The sequence below is a fragment of the Martelella lutilitoris genome, from assembly GCF_005924265.1.
Lineage (GTDB): Bacteria > Pseudomonadota > Alphaproteobacteria > Rhizobiales > Rhizobiaceae > Martelella > Martelella lutilitoris.
Window position 1 is genome coordinate 380,591 of record NZ_VCLB01000001.1, and the last position, 17,467, is coordinate 398,057.

Below are 17,467 nucleotides of genomic sequence, written 5' to 3' on the forward strand. Positions count from 1 at the left end.
GTCTCCTAGTAGAAGCGGCCCGTGCGCCGCGCGGTTGCCCGCTCGAACATCACGAAGGCATCGTGAATGAGGAGCGCCAGAACGCCGACCACGAGACCGCCTTGCAGAACGAAAGCGGTGTTGTTCGATAAAAGCCCCGCGATGATCACCTCGCCGAGCGTCTTGGCGGCGACCGTCGAGCCGATCGTTGCCGTCGCCAGCGAGATGACGACCGAAAGGCGGATGCCGGCGAGAATGACGGGAAAGGCGAGCGGGAACTCGACCTGCATGAGACGCTGCGTGCCGGTCATGCCAACCCCGCGCGCGGCCTCCGAGACATTGCCCGGCAAATTGGTGAGCCCCGTCAGCGCGTTCTCGAAGATCGGCAGAAGGCCGTAGAGAAACAGCGCAATCAGCGTTGGGATCGGGCCGAAGCCGAACATCGGCACGGCAAGCGCCAGCACGGCGACCGGCGGAAAGGTTTGGCCGATATTGGCGATCGAGCGCGACAGAGGCAGGAACTCGACGCCGAACGGCCTTGTGACGATGATGGCAAGGCCGACGGAAAAGAGGGTCGCCGCAACCGTCGCCGCGCCGACAATGGCGAGGTGGCTCAGCGTCAGGGAGAGCAGGCTGGTCTGGGTGTAGATCGCCGGCGCGCCGTTCTGGGTGAACGGCCGGAACACCGGCGCGAAGGCTTCCGGAAAGCTGATGAAGGCGATCAGCAGGACGAGAAGCGCCAGACGGATGAAGACCGAGGCTCTCATGATGACGGTCCCGCAGCGCGACGGATCAGGGCATCGCGGGTGACCCGGCCGATGACCTTGTCATCGCGCTCGACCGGCAGCGCGTCACGACCGGACCAGAGTGCTGCGGCCAGCGCATCCTTCAGGCTTGCCGAAGCGGGGATCGCCTCGCCCTCGGCCGGGCCTTCCTCGACGAGGTTTTCGCAAGCCTCCAGCGAGAGCATGCGAAAGGCCTTGTCGCCGGTGCCGAGCAGTTCGTTGACGAAGGCGCTCGCCGGATCGGCGATGATTTCGGCCGCCGGCGCATATTGTTCGAGCTTTCCCTCATGCATGACCGCGATCTTGTGGCCGAGGAGGATTGCCTCGTCCATATCATGGGTGACGAGCACGACCGTGGTGGAGAATTTCCTCTGAATATCGATCAGGTCTTCCTGCGCCTTGGCGCGGATGATCGGGTCGAGCGCCCCGAAGGGTTCGTCCATCAGCAACACGGCCGGTTCGGCGGCAAGCGCCCTGGCGACGCCGATGCGCTGCTGCTGTCCGCCGGAAAGCTCGTGCGGCATACGGTCGCGAAAGGCTGCCGGCTCCAGATGGAACAGCTCCAGCAGTTCATCGACGCGGGCATCGCGCCGCTTCCTGTCCCAGCCGAGAAGCTTTGGCACGGTGGCGATGTTTTCCGCTACAGAGCGATGGGGAAACAGGCCATGGCCCTGAATGGCATAGCCGATGCCGCGGCGAAGCTCGTAATCCGGCAGTTCGCGATTGTCGCGCCCGTCGATGCGGATTACGCCGGATGTCGGCTCGACGAGGCGGTTGATCATTCGCATCAGCGTGGTCTTGCCGGAGCCGGACGTGCCGACGATCGCCGCCAGTTCGCCGCGCTCGACGGTGAGCGAGACGTTGTCGACGGCATTATAGTCGCCATAGACCTTGGTAATTCCCTCGATCTCGATCATGCCCGGCTCCCCTTTTTGGCCCTGGTCTGGCTGAGTTCAACAAGCGCATCGAGAATGATGGCCGCGGCAAAGGCCATGCCGACGACCGGCAGCGCGCCCAGGAGCACGAGGTCGGTGGCCGTCTGGGCAATGCCCTGGAAGACGAATGTGCCGTATCCGCCGCCGCCGATCAGCCCGGCGATTACGGCAAGGCCAATATTCTGCACCAGCACGATGCGGATGCCGGTGAGGATGACGGGAAAGGCCAGCGGCAGCTCCACCTGGAAAAGCCGCTGGCGACCGGTCATGCCCATGCCGCGCGCGGCCTCGCGGGCATCGCGCGGCACGCTGTCGAGGCCGGCGACCGTGTTGGAGACGACGGGCAGCAGCGAATAGGCAAACAGCGCGACGATGGCCGGGGCGAAGCCGATACCGGCAATGCCGAGTTCGGCAGCGCCCGGCACATTGCGGCCGATCCAGGCGAGCGGCGCGATCAGCAGGCCGAACAGCGCAATCGACGGGATCGTCTGCAAAACGTTGAGGCTGTTCAAAATGGTGGCGCGCACCCTCGGCACGCGGAAGCACAATATGCCTATGGGGATGCCGGCAAGACATGCAGCCGCCAGCGAGCCGAAGGCGAGTTCCACATGGGTGCGGCCCTCGCGCCAGAAGGCGGAGGCGCGGTTGTTGTATTCCTTCAGGATCGACAGGTCGTTCCACGCGCCCGACCAGAGCAGAAGCCCGATCGCGACGGCGGCGACGATCAGGAACGCGATCCGCATCATCGGCGGCAAGGCCTTGCGCACGATGGCATCGGCCATGGCGATGGAAAAGGCGAACAACAGGATCCAGAAGCTCGCGCCGGGCGAGACACGGGCGTAAGGATTATCCGCCGGCATCAGGTAATAGCCGGCACGGCCGACCATCAGCGCCAGCACGGCAATCGCGGCGATCGAAACGCCAAGCCGAAGGTTCACCGGCGTCCTGAACAGAATGAGGGCGATGGCGGCGAGCATGGCGACGACAAGGATAATGGCCTGCCACAGCGGCATGGCCGACCAGACCATCACATTGTCGGCCGCGACAATGCGGTTCGCGCGGAAGAGCGCGAAGGGCTGGAGGAAGAGCGCGAAGAGCGCAATCGCCGCGACGATGACGCCGAGCTTGTCGAGCCTTGCGGCGGCCCGGCCTTCCTTTCGGTATGCGCTGATGGCTGACATGGCATGCCCTTCGGCTTGTGGGTCGGTTATCCCGCTTACGGCGGGGGCTAAAGACAATGCAATTCACGCGGCAGATTGATATTGCGAACGGCCTGAGCGTCTTTTGCACTCGCCCGCTCCACCTGCTGCGTCATGCCCTGCTCAAGCCCGAGCATGACGCAAATTGGAGGAAGCCGGAAATACTCGTTCCCGTCATCCCGGCCTTGAGCCGGGATCCAGGGCCGCATGGCAGAGCCCTTCTTGGCGATTTTCATCCACTTTTCGAGCCGCCCTGGATGCCGGGTCTAGCCCGGCATGACGGTTAAAAAGGATGGACAAATGCGCCGGGGCCAGCCTGTTAGTTCACGAACCCGTTCGTCGTCAGATAGTCCTTGGCAACCGCATCGGCCGGTTCGCCGCCGACCTGGACACGACCGTTGAGGTCCTGCAGGGTTTCAAGCGTCAGGCCCTCGAAGATCGGCTTCAGGATCTCGGCGATCTCAGGGTATTCCTCGAGGCGAACCTCGCGGATGATCGGGGTCGGCAGGTAGACCGGCTGGACGCCCTTGTCATCCTTCATCACCTTCAGGCCGGAAGGCGCGATGCCGCCGTCCGTACCGTAAACCATGGCGGCATTGGCGCCGGAGGTCTGCTTTGCCGCCGCCGCGATCGTTGCCGCCGTGTCGCCGCCGGAAAGCTGGATCAGCTGGCCGGAGGTGAGATCGAAGCCATAGGCCTTCTCGAAGGCCGGAAGCGCTGCCGGCGAGGTGACGAATTCGGAGGATGCCGCCAGCTTCACCGTGCCGCCATCGGCGACATAGGCGCCGAACTCGCTCATGGTCGACAGGTTGTTCGGATCGGCAACGTCCTTGCGCAAAGCGATCGCCCAGGTGTTATTGGCGTCCGCCGGGGTCAGCCAGACGATCTTGTTGGTGTCGTAGTCGAGCTTCTTGGCCTCTTCATAGCCGGCCTCCGGCTTGTTCCAGACCGGAAGGTCGGTCTTGTTGAAGAAGAAGGCGGCATTGCCGGTATATTCCGGGTAGATATCGATCTGGCCCTGCGTGATCGCCTGACGGACGATCGGCGTGCCGCCGAGCTGGATCTTGTTTTCCGTCGGAATATCATTGGCCTGAAGAGCCTGGATAATGATGTTGCCGAGCACACCGCCTTCCGTGTCGATCTTGGAGGAGACGACGACCGGATCGGCCGAAGCGGTTCCTGCAAGGGCAAAGGCTGAGATGGCGAGCGCGCCTGTCAAAGTGAAAAGTCGTTTCATGATTTGTCCCTCTCTTGGTCGGTCCGTTCAAAACCGTGCTTGATCGCCTGCGGCCTCAGGCCGTCTCAGGCGGTGCGAGTGCGAAGAAGTCATCGAGCAGGGCCAGCGGCGCCTTCTCGATCAGTCTGGTCATTGTCGCCTCCGAGCCGAGCTCCTCTTCAATCTGCTCGACCTCGCTCGAAAGCGGCCTATCCTTCAGATAGAGCGCGGAATGCGATCTGACGATAGCATAGACCAGATTTGCCACACCGCGTGGCTCATCGCCGGAAATATCCATGGCCTGTGCCGCCAGCAACGCCTCGAGCCCCGCCATGCGCCTCAGCGCCCGCACCTGTCGCTCGAAGCGTTCGACCACCAGCGGCAGGAAGGCGGCCTCGTCCTCGATGCCGCCGGCGACCACCAGCGACTGGGCCGAGATCGGCGCGGACAGCGACTGGGTGCGGATGAAGAGATCACCGGCAAGTTTCAGGATCGGGCCGAAACCGGTGGCCACCGTGCCGGGCGGCACGAGATTGACCGGCAGGCCGCGCCGTCCGCCGTTTGCGAGAATGACGCAGCGGTTGAAGATGTTGCGCGCCACATGGGCCATCGCGATCTGGGCGGCCTGCATGTAGATCGTCACATCGAGCGGCAACGAGCCGCCGGAGGTGAGCACCTCGTTTCCGATGACCACCGGATTGTCGTCGGTGCGGCCAGTAGCGGCCAGGATTGTATTGCCGGCAATCGTCAGGCTCTCGATCGTGGTGCCGAACACCTGCGGCATCATCCGGATCGACAACGGATCCTGCACATGGCTGGCAGACGTCCAGCACCAGTCATCAAAGGCGCGGCAGAGCCAGACGCCGATATCGGCATGGGCATGGGTGCCGACCTCGACCACCGAACGCCAGGGCGCGATCGCGGCCCCCATGGCGCCGGCCGTCGCAAGCCCTGTCGCCAGAAGCACGCGCACGGCAAGGGCGGCCTTGTGCAGGGCGGATGCCGCCGAGGCATAGCCGATGGCATTGAGCGAGAAGGACGCGAGCGCGTCGCGCGGTTCCATGCGCAGAGGTTGAAGACCGGCAGCCGAAAAGGCCTCGGTCACCGGCATGCGGCGGCCCTGATAGACGGCATCGCCGACGCCGGTGAGCGCTGCCGAGACCTGGCCCATCAGGCCGATGTCGGCGCAGCCGATGGAGCCGGTGCGGCGCACGACCGGAATGACATCATGTTCGAGCAGCGCCTGAAACGCCTCCACAAGTGCCATGGAACAGCCGACCCGGCCGGTCAGCGCGGTGTTGATGCGGATCGCGATCGCGTTGCGGACAATCTCGACCGGGAAGGGGTCTCCGGTTCCGAAATGATGGGCGCGCACGAGGCCGAGATTGAAATCTTCCAGCGCCTCGACCGTCCACTCGGTATCCTTCATCGCGCCGACGCCGGTATTGGCGCCGTAGATCGAAAGTCCTTCGGCAAGCCGGTCGCGCACCACCTGATGGGCACGCTCGACCCGCTCGACACCGGCCTGGGTGACGGCGGGAAGCGCGAGGCCGGCGCCGATCCGCGACAGGATGTCGAAATCGAGCGGCTGTCCTGAAAACATGATGCTCTTGTTCTTCGGGCTCATTGCGTTCCCCATTGATTGAGGCGAGCCTATTGGATTATCGCGGAGGGCGGGATATCCCATATGATGAACAGGAGATGCTCCCGATTTATGCAATCTTTATTTTGCATAAAATATAAGCACCGCAAAACAGGACGAAGTCCTTGGATACGCTGACGATCATAAGCGTGCATGAAGTGCTGAAATGCGGCGGCCTGCGGCCTGCAGCGCGCGCATTGCATCGTCCGCCGGCCAGCATGGCGGCCGCCGTCGGCCGGATGGAGGACGAACTCGCTACGCCGCTGGTGCAGAAGGCCGGATCGCGCCTGTCGCTGACGCTTGAGGGAAGGCGGCTGATGCCGGATATCGCGCTTGCGGCAGGCACGGCCCGTGCTCTTGGGGAGATTGCGGTGGTTGACGCCGTGCAAAAGGCGAAGCTTTCGGTGAGCTTTCTTACGCTCTCCCGCTTCTCGCAGGTGGCGCGCTCGGGCAGTATCCGCCGCGCCGCGCGCGAGATCGGCATCGGCCAGCCGCAGCTTTCCCGCCAGATTTCCGCCTTCGAAGCGGACATGAACCGGGCGCTCTTTGCCCGCAACGCCGAGGGTATCGACCTGACCGCCGCCGGCCAGCAGGTGCTCGCCCTTGCCGAGACGCTGGAGGAAGTCTGGAAACGGCTGACCAAGAGTGCGGCCCGCCAGTTCCGCCGCACCGTCTCCACTTGCCACCTGGGCTCGGTGATCCCGCTTGGTTACGAGAGCAATACCGCGCGCTCCCTCGCCCGGCTTTCCGCGCGCTGGCTCGAGCAGCGGCCCGGCACGCCGCTGTTTATCTCCTCCACCACGGCGGACGAGCTGATGCGCGGCCTGCAGGGCGGCACCTATGACGTGGCGCTGCTGGATACCGAGGCGATCCCGGAAAATTTCGAGCGCCGGGCGATCTCGCGCTCGCGCCTTTCCATCGTCGGCCCGCGCCGGCTGATCGAGACAAGCGGCGGGGACGTCGCCAATCTGGTGCTGACCCGCCCGGTCGCCGTGCCGAGCCTCAAAAGCGGACTCAGGCAAAAGGCCGACGCGCTTTTCGCCGAGAAGCTGAGCGAGGCCGAACGGGCGGCCATGCGCATCGTCGAGGTCGATTCCCTGCCGATCATCGTCAACCTCGTCTTTGAGCATGATTTTGTCGCCGTGCTGCCGGAGGCCGCCTTTCTTTCCATGGCCGCCCCGATCGGCAGCATTCCGCTGTCGGATCGTTTCAGCCTCACCCTCTCCCTGGTCTGGCCGCCGACCACGGCCGCCACCCGCCAGGCGGGGCGAATCCTGGAGGTTTTGCCGGCGATCGACTGAAGGGGGCACGGCTTCGGATACCTTTTCGAGGAACATCAGGCCTGCCCGGAGGGTTTCTGCTTAAGGCAAATCTTCCCCGGCAACCAAGAGGAGGTCCATGATGAGCCTGTTCAAAGTTCCCCACAAATCCTGGGTCGTCGTCTGCGACGGATCGCGGGCGCTGTTTCTGGAAAACATCGGCGATGCCGAAATCCTGAACCTCAGGGTCGAAGAGCGCTTCGCCCAGGACGACGCGCCCTCGCGCGAGATCGGCACCGACCGGCCCGGACGCTCGCATTCCTCGGTCGGCAACGGTCGCAGCGCCATGGAGGAAACCGACTGGCATGAACAGGCTGAGCAGGAATTTGTCAAACGCGTCGCCGAACGTCTCAACGCCCTCGTCTATGACAAGACGATCGAGGACTACGTCCTGATCGCCCCGCCGGCGGCAATCGGCGCGCTCCGCCCCCATCTCAAGGCCGAGACGAGCGGGACAATGCGCGAGGAGATCCAGAAGGAACTCGCCAACCAGTCGGTCGCCGATATCGAAAAGCACCTGACCAAATTGCGCGCCGCCTGAGCCCGATCGGCGGTTGCAGCGGGCCAGCGCTTGCCGCGCCCGGCCCGCGCAACTGCCGTCGGCGACCGAAAGCCTCCGCAAAGATACCAAAACGCCAGATCACGGCCGAAATGATTGATATCGATCATCTTTTGATCGCATCAAAACAGTTTTCGACCAAAAGTACGCACAAAATCTTGCATTTCTGAATCGATTGGTTCATTTTTTCCGAAACAAGATTCCGTACGGGAGGACGGAATGGCGGAGTTGCACCGGCACCAGAAAATCCTGGCCCTGCTTGCTGAGCACCCCTTTCTCTCGGTCACCGAGCTGACCGATGCGACAGGCGTGTCCGCCGCAACTGTCCGGCGCGATATCGACAAGCTCGAGAAGGCCGGCTTCGGCCAGCGCGTGCATGGCGGCATCGCGGCCGAAAAGGGGCATCACGCCCGACGCGCCATCCCCCTTCCCTTCATGGAAAACCGTGACATCGCCGTGGCGCAGAAGCGCGCGATCGCCGCCGCCGCCTCGACCCTCGTGCGCGACGGCACCGCGATCATCATTCACGGCGGCTCGACCTGCTTTCACTTCGGCATGGCGATCGCCCGGCGCAATCTTAGGGTCTTCACCCATTCCATGCCGCTTGCCGCCTATCTCGCCGAATTCGGCGAATGCCAGCTGACCATCGGCGGCGGCGACCTGCATCGCGAGCCCGGCATCGTCTACGACCGGTTTTCCGACGAGCGCGCCTTCTATGCCTCGCAATTCTTCGTCGGCGCGCTCGGCATCGAGAGACAGGGCCTGATGGAGACCAATCCGCTGCTCGTGCAGCTGACCCGCGACATGGCCGCCTTCGCCAACGAGATCATCGTGCTCGTCGATAGCCGCAAATTCGCCGAACGGACATCGACGCTGTCCCTGCCCTTTGCGCAGATCCGCAAGCTGGTGACCGATGACGGCCTCGCCGATGCCGATGCCCGCATGCTCGAGGAGGAAGGCGTCGACTATATCGTCGCCGCGCGAAAGGGAGAGACCGACGCATGACAGAGACCGCACGCCCGGTTCTGGAAATGGAAGGCATTTCGAAGACCTTCGGATCCGTGAAGGCCCTTGAGGATGTTGCAATCACCGCCCATGGCGGCGAGGTGCACGCGCTGATGGGCGAAAACGGCGCCGGCAAGTCCACCCTGATGAAAATTCTCTCCGGCGCCTATACGCCGGACAAGGGCGGCACCATCCTGGTCGGCGGAAAGCCGGTGCCGGAAGGCAACCCGAAGGCGGCCAAGGCCATGGGCGTTGCCGTGATCTACCAGGAACTGTCGCTGGCGCCCAATCTGACGGTCGCCGAAAACGTGTTCCTCGGCAATGAGCGCGCGCGTTCCGGCATCGTCAACCGCGCGGAGATGCGCTCGCGCACCGCGCCTTTGCTGAAGCGTCTCGGCGTCGATTTCTCGCCCTCGACGGTGGTCGGCAGCCTGTCGCTCGGCGAGCGCCAGCTTGTCGAGATTGCCCGCGCCATGTCCACCAATGCCAGGATCATCGTGATGGACGAGCCGACGACGTCGCTGTCGAGCCGCGAGACCGAGCGGCTCTTCGACGTGATCGCCGCGCTCAAGGCCGACGGCATCGCCATCATCTACATCTCGCACCGCATGGAAGAGGTCTACCGCCTTGCCGACCGCTGCTCGGTGCTGCGCGACGGCAAATATATCGGCACGCTTGACCGCGACGAGCTGAGCGCCGAACGGCTGATCTCGATGATGGTCGGACGCGACCTCTCGACCTTCTACAAGAAGGAGCATGTCGAACGCGACGAAAGCGCCGAAACGGTCCTTGAGGTGCGCAATATGAGCGCCGGTCGCAAGGTGCGCGACTGCTCCTTTTCCGTCCGGCGCGGCGAGGTGCTTGGCGTGTCCGGTCTTGTCGGATCCGGACGCACCGAACTGGCACGGCTGATCTACGGCGCCGACAAGGCAACATCGGGCACGGTGCTGCTCGAAGGCCGCGAGGTAACCCCGCAAAGCCCGAGCGCCGCGCTTGACGCCGGCATCGTCTATCTCACGGAAGACCGAAAGCAGCTCGGCCTGTTCCTCGACATGACGATTGCCGACAACATCAATATCTGCGTCATGGGCGAGGATTCGGGACCTGCCGGCACGCGCAATTTCACCGCGGCGCGCAAGCGGGCGCGCGCCGAGTTCGAGAAACTGTCGATCCGCGCGCCCTCACCCTTCGTCAATGTCGGCTCGCTGTCGGGCGGCAACCAGCAGAAGGTGCTGCTCGGACGGCTGCTCGAAGTCAAACCGAAGGTGATCATTCTCGACGAGCCGACGCGCGGCGTCGATGTCGGCGCGAAATCCGAAATCTACCGGCTGATCGATGAGCTGGCGCGCCAGGGCCTTGCCGTGGTGATGATCTCCAGCGAGTTGCCGGAAATCATCAATGTCGCCGACCGCGTCATCGTCATGCGCGAGGGCGAAATCGCCGGCGAGGTGACATCGGCGGACGGCGCGGCGATCGAACAGGAAGCAATCATGCGGCTTTCCACGGGAACCGGGGCTGCGGCATGACACACGGCGCTAAGAAGCCGAAGGAGGACATCTATGACTGAGGCGCAGAAGGGGGCGGCAAACGGCCGGTCCTACCAGGTCGGCACGCTGATCAAGACGCTCGGCATGTTGCCGGTGCTGATTCTGCTGGCAATCGGGTTCCAGCTCCTGACCGGCAAGTTCCTTGGGGTCAACAATCTGTCGATCGTCATGCAGCAGGCCTCGATCAACATCGTGCTGGCCGCCGGCATGACCTTCGTCATCCTGACCGGGGGCATCGACCTTTCGGTCGGCTCGATCCTCGCGGCGTCCGCCATGGCGGCGGTGATGTTCTCGCTCAACCCGGCGCTCGGCTGGATCGGCGTGCCGGCGGGGCTGGCGCTCGGTCTCGCCTTCGGCCTTGCCAACGGCGCGCTGGTGGCCTTCCTGCGATTGCCGCCCTTCATCGTCACGCTCGGATCGCTGACGGCGGTGCGCGGCGTGGCCCGGCTGATGGGCAATGACACGACGGTGTTCAACGCCGAACTGCCATTCGCGGTGATCGGCAATGGCGACATCCTGGGCGTGCCGATCCTTGCCATCATCGCCCTTCTGGTCATCCTGATTTCCTGGTTCGTGCTGCGCCGCACGGTGCTCGGCACCTGGATCTATGCCGTCGGCGGCAACCAGGAGGCCGCGCGGCTGACCGGCATCAAGGTGCCGCTCGTCCTTCTGTTCGTCTACGGCGTGTCCGGACTGATGGCCGGGCTCGGCGGCGTCATGTCGGCGGCCAGGCTTTACGCGGCCAACGGCCTGCAACTCGGACAATCCTATGAGCTCGACGCAATCGCCGCCGTCATTCTGGGCGGTACCAGTTTCGTTGGCGGCGTCGGCTCGATCTGGGGCACGCTGATCGGTGCGCTGATCATCGCGGTCCTGTCGAACGGCCTGATCCTGACGGGAACGTCGGACATCTGGCAGTTCATCATCAAGGGCCTTGTCATTATCGCTGCCGTCACCCTCGACCGCTTCCGCGGCAAGGGTTCCGACAGGACATAAAGGCCTTTCATTCACGCATGAAACGCAAACACGCGGAGGAGCAACCATGCATATTTCGAAGAAACTTCTTCTTGGCGCGGCAGCCGCCATTGCCATGACGGCCGCCGGCGCGCAGGCGCAGGACAAGGAACTGAACAGCATCGGCATTTCCGTCGGCCTGCTCGGCAACCCGTTCTTCGTCGCCACGATCAAGGGCATCGAGGACCGCGCCCGCGAGATCAATCCGGATGTCGAGATCACCTCGGTTTCCGCTGACTACGACCTCAACAAGCAGGTCAGCCAGATCGACAACTTCATCGCCAAGGGCGTCGACATCATCATGCTGAACGCTGTTGACGACACGGCGATCGCGCCCGCCGTCAACCGGGCCAAGAATGCCGGCATCACGATTGCCGCCTTCGACGTTTCCGCGCCGGGCGCCGACGTGACGGTGATGACCGACAATATCGCCGCCGGCCAGAAGGCCTGCCAGTACATCGTCGACGCGCTTTCCGGCGAAGGCAATGTCGCCATCATCAAGGGCCCGTCCTCCTCCTCGCTCAATGACCGTTTTACCGGCTGCATGGAGGTGTTCGAGGCCAATGACGGCATCAATGTGGTCTCCAACGACCAGAACGGCCTTGCCGCGCGCGAGGGCGGCATGAACGTGATGCAGGGCCTGCTGACCCGCTTCTCCGATCTCGACGCGGTCTTCGGCGCTAATGACCCGATGGCGCTCGGCGCCCAGCTCGCCGCCAAACAGCTCGGCCGCACCGACATCATCATCACCGGCGTCGACGGCGCGCCGGATACGGAAAAGTCGCTGAAGGACCCGAACTCGCTTTTGAAGGCATCCGCGTCCCAGGACCCCTATGTCATGGCTGGCGAGGCGCTTGAGCTTGGCTACAAGTTCTATCAGGGCGAGGAAATCGAGGAGACCACCGTGCTGCTCGAGCCGCAGTTGATCACGGCCGACAATGTCGACGAGTATCAGGGCTGGACGGCCGTCCGCGAGTAAGCCCGCACCCGGCCCGCAGCCGCATTGAGACCTGAGAGGCGCGACGGTTTTCCGTCGCGCCTTTTCTGTGCGCACCGTTCCCTTGATGCGCGTCAAGGTGGAAATTTCTCTTTGGGCCAGACTGGACTTGAGCCGGTTTGCCGGTAAGCTCGCCGCAGTCGTGAGGTGGCGGCAATCGCCGCTGCGGGAGAGGCCATGCAGGACCAGCAGGAAGTCAGGACCGATCACGGGGAACGGGCGCCGATCTTTTCGGCGCGCGACATATCGAAGGTCTATACGAGCGGCGAAGTCGAGGTCAAAGCGCTCGCCGGCGTCGATCTTGATCTCTTTGCCGGCGAGATGGTGGTGCTGCTCGGGCCGTCTGGCAGCGGCAAGTCGACGCTTCTCAACATTGTCGGCGGACTCGACCGGGCGTCGTCCGGCACGGTTCGGTTCCGCGACGAAATGATCTCCGACTATCCGGAATGGAAGCTGACGCGCTATCGCCGCGCCCATGTCGGCTTCGTCTTCCAGTTCTACAATCTGATCCCGAGCCTGACGGCGCGCGAGAACGTGGCACTGGTCGGGGCGATCTCGAAAAACCCGATGCCGCCGGAAGAAGCGCTGGAAATGGTCGGACTGAAACAGCGGATGGATCATTTCCCCGCCCAGATGTCCGGCGGCGAGCAGCAGCGCGTGGCCATCGCCCGCGCGATCGCCAAGCGGCCCGAGGTTCTGTTCTGCGACGAGCCGACGGGCGCGCTCGATTCGAAGACCGGTATTCTCGTGCTCGAAGTGCTCTGCCGCATCAATGAGGAGCTCGGCGCCACCGTCGCCATCATCACCCACAATGCCGATATCCGCAGGATCGCCCATCGCGTCATCACCTTCCGCGACGGCAAGATCGAGGGCACGGAGATCAATCAGCAGCGCCTGAACCCGGCGGACATCCAATGGTAGCGATCCTCGACCGCAAGCTTCTGCGCGACGTGCGGCGTCTCTGGGCGCAGCTTCTGGCGGTGGCGCTGGTGCTGGCCTGCGGCGTCGCCGTGCTGATCATGGCTGTCGGCGTCTATCGCTCTCTGATCGAGACCCGCGACACCTTTTACGACCGCTACGGCTTTGCCGACGTGTTCGCCAGCGTCGCCCGCGCGCCCGACCGGCTGGCCGACGAGATCCGCATGATCGACGGGGTCCTGCGCGCCGATTTTCGCGTGGTCAAGCCCGCCATTCTCGACATTACCGGCATGGAGGCCCCGGCGGCGGCAACAGTCATTTCCACGCCTGACAGCGGCGAGCCGCTGTTGAACCGCGCCTATATCCGCGCCGGCAGGCTTCCCGACCCGAACCGCGTGGGCGAGGTCGCCGTCTCGGAAAATTTCGCCAAGGCGCATGGCTTTCAGCCGGGCGATCACTTCGAGGCGCTGATGGACGGCAAGAAGCGCCGGCTGACAATCACCGCCATCGTGCTCTCGCCCGAATATGTCTATGCCATCGGCCCCGGTGACATGGTGCCGGACAATCGCCGCTACGGCATTCTCTACATGCCGGAAAGCGTGCTCGACGGCATTTTCGACATGGACGGCGCGTTCAACGACGTGGTGTTGAAGCTTGGACGCAACGCCAATGAGGACGCGGTGATCGAACGCCTCGACCACCTGCTTTCCCCCTATGGCGGCGTCGGCGCCTATGGCCGCGACAGGCAAATTTCGAATGCTTTCGTCGACAGCGAACTGACACAGCTGAAGGCCATGGCGGGCGTTCTTCCGCCGATCTTCCTCGGCGTTGCCGCCTTCCTCGTCAACATGGTTCTGTCGCGGATGATCGCGCTGGAACGCGAGCAGATCGGCCTGTTGAAGGCGCTCGGTTTTTCAAGCGGTGCAATCGCCGCGCACTATATCAAGCTCACGCTGGTGATCGTCGTCATCGGCACGGCCATCGGCTTTGCGCTTGGCAGCTGGTGGGGCGTGGCGATGACCAGGCTCTATGTGCGCTTCTACACCTTCCCCTTCCTGGTATTTGACTGGAGCCCGGATGTCTATCTGCTCGCGGGAAGCGTTGCCGCGGCCGCCGCGCTGGTCGGCGCGGCGCGGGTGATCTTCAAAGCTGCAAGCCTGCCGGCCGCCGTTGCCATGCGCCCGCCCGAACCGGTGCGCTATCGCCAGCTTTCCCTTGGCTTTCGCCTGCCGCGCCTTCTCTCCGAGCTGACAGTGATGGCGCTGCGCAACATCACCCGCTTTCCCCTGCGCGCAACCATGACCGTGATCGGCATCGCCATGCCGGTGGCGCTTCTGACGGTCGGCATGTCCACCTCCAATTCCATGGATGCGATGATCCGGGCCATCTTCTTTGATACCCAGCGCCAGGATGCAACAGTCAGCTTCACCGATGCGTTGGCGCCGGAGGCGCTGGTCTCGCTCGCCCGCTTGCCCGGCGTGATGCGCGCGGAAGGGTTTCGGGCCGAACCGGTGATCCTGCGCAACGGCTATCGGGAAAAACACCTGTCGATCAACAGCGCCTCGGATCTGGACGACCTTTCGCGCGTGGTCGATCCGGACGCCGTGCAACTGTCGATCCCGCCCGAGGGGCTGATGATCAGCGAACGGGTGGCCGAAACGCTCGGTCTTTCCACCGGAGATCTGGCGCAGGTCGAGCTCGTAACCCGCAACCACCGTCTGGTGAGCGTGCCGGTCACTTCGGTGGTGCAGAGCTTTCTGGGCCTTGCCGTCTACATGGATGGCCGCGCCCTCGACCACATGATCGGCGACGGAGACCGCGTTTCGGGCGCCAGTATCGCCGTCGACGAAACCCGGCTTGCGGCGTTCTACGGCGCGGTGAAGGACACGCCGCGGATTGCCGGCGTGGCGCTCAACCGGCTGTCGCTGGAAAATTTCCGCAAGACCATGCGGGAGAACATCGACATCATGTCGACCATCTATGTCGCGCTCGCCGCCGTCATCACCTTCGGCGTCGTCTACAATTCCGCGCGCATCCTTCTGTCCGAACGCGGCCGTGAACTGGCAAGCCTCAGGGTGCTCGGTTTCTCCCGCGCGGAGGTCTCGCAGGTGCTGCTGGTGGAAATCGCGGCGCTGATCACGCTTGCCCAGCCCATCGGCTGGTATCTCGGCTATTTCTTCGCCAAGCTGGTGATTTCGGGGTTTTCGAGCGACCTTTTCACCATTCCGTTCGTCGTCGATCTCGACAGCTATGCGCGCGCGTCGATGGTGGTCGTTATCGCCGGCCTTTTGTCCGCGCTGGTCGTGCGCCGGCGGATCGATCGATTCGATCTCATAGAAGTGCTGAAAACGAGGGAGTAACCCAATGGGAAAGTGGATCAGGAGAGGCCTTCTCGCCATCGTGGTGCTCGCCGTGATCGGCGGATTCTATCTCGCCATGCGCGAAAAGCCGGTCCCCGTCGACGTGGCGACGATCGCGTCCGGGCCAATGGAGGTCGCCATCCTGCAGGAGGGCAAGACGCGGGTGAAGGAGATCTACACCATCCACACGCCGATTGCCGGGCAGATGCTGCGCACCCGCTTTGACGAGGGCGACACGGTAAAAGCGGGGACAAGCGTCGTTGCCCGCATCCTGCCCTCGCAATCCGCCCTTCTCGATCCACGCACGCGCGACGAATTGCGCGCCGCAAAGGACGCGGCACAGGTGGCGGTCGCGATCGCGGAAGCCGAGCGGCTGAAGGCATCGGCCAGTCTCGAGCAGGCCGAGGACCAGCTGAGGCGCTATCGCAATCTCAGCCAGCGCGACACGATCTCCGAGATGGAACTGCAGCAGGCCGTCACCGCCGTGGACGTGGCGAAGGCGCAGTTGAATGCGGCCGAAGCCACGGTCTCGCTGCGCCAGGCGGAGCTGAAAGCGGCCGAGGCACGGCTTTCCGAGCCGCGCGCAGCGCTTCTGGGCGAGGAAGAGGATTGCTGCATCGACCTCACCGCGCCGGCCGACGGCGTTATCCTCGACATCTATGCCCGCAGCGCCCAGCCGGTGACGATCGGCGCCAAAATCGCCGATATCGGCGACCCGCGCAATCTTGAAGCCGTGGTCGATCTCCTGTCGACGGATGCGGTCCATATCCATGCCGGCACGAAAGCCGAGATCGTCGACTGGGGCGGCGAGCCGGTTGCCGCCACCGTCCGCCGGGTCGAGCCGGCCGCCTATGAGAAGGTCTCAGCACTTGGCATTTCCGAGCAGCGGGTCGACGCGATCCTTGATTTCGACACCGTGCCCGAAGGCCTCGGCAATGCCTTCCGCATCTATGCCCGGCTGGTGATCTGGCAGGCCGACAACGTGACGCAGGCGCCGATCGCGGCCCTGTTCCGTTCCGGCAATGACTGGCAGGTGTTCAAGGTGGAGGGCGACAAGGCCGTGATCGCGACGGTCGAGATCGGCCGCATGAACGACGAGAACGCGGAGGTGACCGGCGGACTGAGCCCCGGAGACCAGGTGGTGCTGCATCCGAGCGACACGTTGTCGGATAGATCGCCGATCACGCTTCGGCGCGTGGAGACGCCGTGATCAGTCGACCTGTTCGAGGTCTTCCTCAAGCTCGGCCATGTCCTCGCCGCCGGCCATCAGGTTCAGCACTTCCTCGCGGGTCTTCTCGCCGCGTTTGAAATCGGCGGCGACCTCGCCCTGGATCAGCACGCAGAATTCATCGCCGACGGCCATGGCATGGCGGGCATTGTGGGTGATGAAGACGATGCCGGCGCCGTTTTCGCGCGCGATCCGCATCATCTTCAGCACCATCGAGGCCTCCTTGACGCCGAGTGCGGAGGTCGGCTCGTCGAGGATCAGCATCTTGGCGCCGAAATACATGGCGCGGCCGATGGCGAGCACCTGCCGTTCGCCGCCCGACATGGTGCCGACCAGTTGGTCGCCGCTTTTCACCCGCGTCAGTCCGAAGGCCTGCATCTGTTCGACGGCAACCCGGTTGGCCAGCGCGCTGTCGAAACGGCGCAGCGGCCATTGGCCGGTCACAGGCTCCGCGCCGAGAAAGAAGTTGCGGCCAACGCTCATCAGCGGGATCGAGCCGACATCCTGGTGGACGGTGGCAATGCCGCGCTTGCGCGCCTCGCGCGGGCCGGAAAACCGTGTTTCCCTGCCCTCGAAGATCAGCGCCCCTGAGGACGGCTGGTGATAGCCCGAGAGCACCTTGATCAGCGTCGATTTGCCCGCGCCATTATCACCCAGAAGGCAGAGGATCTTGCCGGGTTCGACGGTCATCGAGACTTTCTTCAGCGCATGGGTGGTGCCGAAATATTTGTCGACGTTGCGCAGTTCCATCAGGGACATCAACC

16 protein-coding genes are annotated in these 17,467 nt (G+C 63.9%); 9 read left to right on the top strand and 7 right to left on the bottom strand.

What is annotated here, in order from left to right:
• Positions 1-5: 5 nt before the first annotated feature.
• The 6 genes from FF124_RS01800 to FF124_RS01825 form a co-directional block, all read right to left on the bottom strand.
• Positions 6-746 carry an ABC transporter permease gene (locus tag FF124_RS01800; protein WP_138746758.1) on the bottom strand — a complete coding sequence of 247 codons (741 nt, stop codon included), beginning with the start codon at positions 744-746 and terminating at the stop codon, positions 6-8.
• A complete protein-coding gene (locus tag FF124_RS01805; RefSeq protein ID WP_138746759.1) occupies positions 743-1,681 on the bottom strand; it encodes an ABC transporter ATP-binding protein in 939 nt (312 codons plus the stop codon). Before FF124_RS01805 ends, FF124_RS01800 begins: the two co-directional genes overlap by 4 nt.
• A complete protein-coding gene (locus FF124_RS01810) occupies positions 1,678-2,880 on the bottom strand; it encodes an ABC transporter permease (protein WP_138746760.1) in 1,203 nt (400 codons plus the stop codon). Before FF124_RS01810 ends, FF124_RS01805 begins: the two co-directional genes overlap by 4 nt.
• A gap of 47 nt (positions 2,881-2,927) precedes the next feature.
• Positions 2,928-3,134, bottom strand: coding sequence for a hypothetical protein (locus FF124_RS01815; protein WP_138746761.1), 207 nt, complete (start codon positions 3,132-3,134; stop codon positions 2,928-2,930).
• An 83-nt stretch (positions 3,135-3,217) separates the two neighbouring features.
• Positions 3,218-4,135: a glycine betaine ABC transporter substrate-binding protein OsmF gene (osmF, locus tag FF124_RS01820; protein WP_138746762.1), complete on the bottom strand. Its 918-nt coding sequence runs from the start codon at positions 4,133-4,135 to the stop codon at positions 3,218-3,220.
• A gap of 55 nt (positions 4,136-4,190) precedes the next feature.
• Positions 4,191-5,741, bottom strand: a complete 1,551-nt coding sequence (locus FF124_RS01825; RefSeq protein WP_138746763.1) for an aromatic amino acid lyase — start codon at positions 5,739-5,741, stop codon at positions 4,191-4,193.
• Positions 5,742-5,881: 140 nt separating this feature from the next.
• Between FF124_RS01825 and FF124_RS01830 the strand changes: the two genes are divergently transcribed.
• The 9 genes from FF124_RS01830 to FF124_RS01870 all read left to right on the top strand — a co-directional run bounded on the left by FF124_RS01830 (position 5,882) and on the right by FF124_RS01870 (position 16,685).
• Positions 5,882-7,057, top strand: coding sequence for a LysR family transcriptional regulator (locus FF124_RS01830; RefSeq protein WP_138746764.1), 1,176 nt, complete (start codon positions 5,882-5,884; stop codon positions 7,055-7,057).
• A 100-nt stretch (positions 7,058-7,157) separates the two neighbouring features.
• Positions 7,158-7,616, top strand: coding sequence for a baeRF12 domain-containing protein (locus FF124_RS01835; RefSeq protein ID WP_138746765.1), 459 nt, complete (start codon positions 7,158-7,160; stop codon positions 7,614-7,616).
• 237 nt (positions 7,617-7,853) lie between these two features.
• Positions 7,854-8,639, top strand: coding sequence for a DeoR/GlpR family DNA-binding transcription regulator (locus tag FF124_RS01840; RefSeq protein WP_138746766.1), 786 nt, complete (start codon positions 7,854-7,856; stop codon positions 8,637-8,639).
• Positions 8,636-10,165, top strand: coding sequence for a sugar ABC transporter ATP-binding protein (locus FF124_RS01845; RefSeq protein ID WP_138746767.1), 1,530 nt, complete (start codon positions 8,636-8,638; stop codon positions 10,163-10,165). The genes FF124_RS01840 and FF124_RS01845 overlap by 4 nt, the downstream gene beginning before the upstream one ends.
• 33 nt (positions 10,166-10,198) lie before the next feature.
• Positions 10,199-11,182, top strand: coding sequence for an ABC transporter permease subunit (locus tag FF124_RS01850; protein WP_138746768.1), 984 nt, complete (start codon positions 10,199-10,201; stop codon positions 11,180-11,182).
• Positions 11,183-11,228: 46 nt separating this feature from the next.
• Entirely contained in the window at positions 11,229-12,179 is a 951-nt protein-coding gene (locus tag FF124_RS01855; RefSeq protein ID WP_138746769.1) for an ABC transporter substrate-binding protein, read from the top strand.
• Positions 12,180-12,374: 195 nt separating this feature from the next.
• Positions 12,375-13,118, top strand: coding sequence for an ABC transporter ATP-binding protein (locus tag FF124_RS01860; protein WP_138746770.1), 744 nt, complete (start codon positions 12,375-12,377; stop codon positions 13,116-13,118).
• Positions 13,112-15,475, top strand: coding sequence for an ABC transporter permease (locus FF124_RS01865; protein ID WP_138746771.1), 2,364 nt, complete (start codon positions 13,112-13,114; stop codon positions 15,473-15,475). Before FF124_RS01860 ends, FF124_RS01865 begins: the two co-directional genes overlap by 7 nt.
• 4 nt (positions 15,476-15,479) lie before the next feature.
• The gene (locus tag FF124_RS01870) at positions 15,480-16,685 is read left to right on the top strand and encodes an efflux RND transporter periplasmic adaptor subunit (protein WP_138746772.1); all 1,206 of its coding nucleotides are present in this window, start codon (positions 15,480-15,482) and stop codon (positions 16,683-16,685) included.
• Here FF124_RS01870 and FF124_RS01875 read toward each other — a convergent pair whose 3' ends face one another.
• A complete protein-coding gene (locus tag FF124_RS01875) occupies positions 16,686-17,462 on the bottom strand; it encodes an ATP-binding cassette domain-containing protein (protein ID WP_138746773.1) in 777 nt (258 codons plus the stop codon).
• Between the last annotated feature and the right edge of the window lie 5 nt (positions 17,463-17,467).

Coding starts and splice junctions, on each gene's coding strand:
- FF124_RS01800 (WP_138746758.1), bottom strand. CDS start 746: ATGAGAGCCTCGGTCTTCATCCGTCTGGCGCTTCTCGTCCTGCTGATC.
- FF124_RS01805 (WP_138746759.1), bottom strand. CDS start 1,681: ATGATCGAGATCGAGGGAATTACCAAGGTCTATGGCGACTATAATGCC.
- FF124_RS01810 (WP_138746760.1), bottom strand. CDS start 2,880: ATGTCAGCCATCAGCGCATACCGAAAGGAAGGCCGGGCCGCCGCAAGG.
- FF124_RS01815 (WP_138746761.1), bottom strand. CDS start 3,134: ATGAAAATCGCCAAGAAGGGCTCTGCCATGCGGCCCTGGATCCCGGCT.
- osmF (WP_138746762.1), bottom strand. CDS start 4,135: ATGAAACGACTTTTCACTTTGACAGGCGCGCTCGCCATCTCAGCCTTT.
- FF124_RS01825 (WP_138746763.1), bottom strand. CDS start 5,741: ATGAGCCCGAAGAACAAGAGCATCATGTTTTCAGGACAGCCGCTCGAT.
- FF124_RS01835 (WP_138746765.1), top strand. CDS start 7,158: ATGAGCCTGTTCAAAGTTCCCCACAAATCCTGGGTCGTCGTCTGCGAC.
- FF124_RS01840 (WP_138746766.1), top strand. CDS start 7,854: ATGGCGGAGTTGCACCGGCACCAGAAAATCCTGGCCCTGCTTGCTGAG.
- FF124_RS01845 (WP_138746767.1), top strand. CDS start 8,636: ATGACAGAGACCGCACGCCCGGTTCTGGAAATGGAAGGCATTTCGAAG.
- FF124_RS01850 (WP_138746768.1), top strand. CDS start 10,199: ATGACTGAGGCGCAGAAGGGGGCGGCAAACGGCCGGTCCTACCAGGTC.
- FF124_RS01855 (WP_138746769.1), top strand. CDS start 11,229: ATGCATATTTCGAAGAAACTTCTTCTTGGCGCGGCAGCCGCCATTGCC.
- FF124_RS01860 (WP_138746770.1), top strand. CDS start 12,375: ATGCAGGACCAGCAGGAAGTCAGGACCGATCACGGGGAACGGGCGCCG.
- FF124_RS01865 (WP_138746771.1), top strand. CDS start 13,112: ATGGTAGCGATCCTCGACCGCAAGCTTCTGCGCGACGTGCGGCGTCTC.
- FF124_RS01870 (WP_138746772.1), top strand. CDS start 15,480: ATGGGAAAGTGGATCAGGAGAGGCCTTCTCGCCATCGTGGTGCTCGCC.
- FF124_RS01875 (WP_138746773.1), bottom strand. CDS start 17,462: ATGTCCCTGATGGAACTGCGCAACGTCGACAAATATTTCGGCACCACC.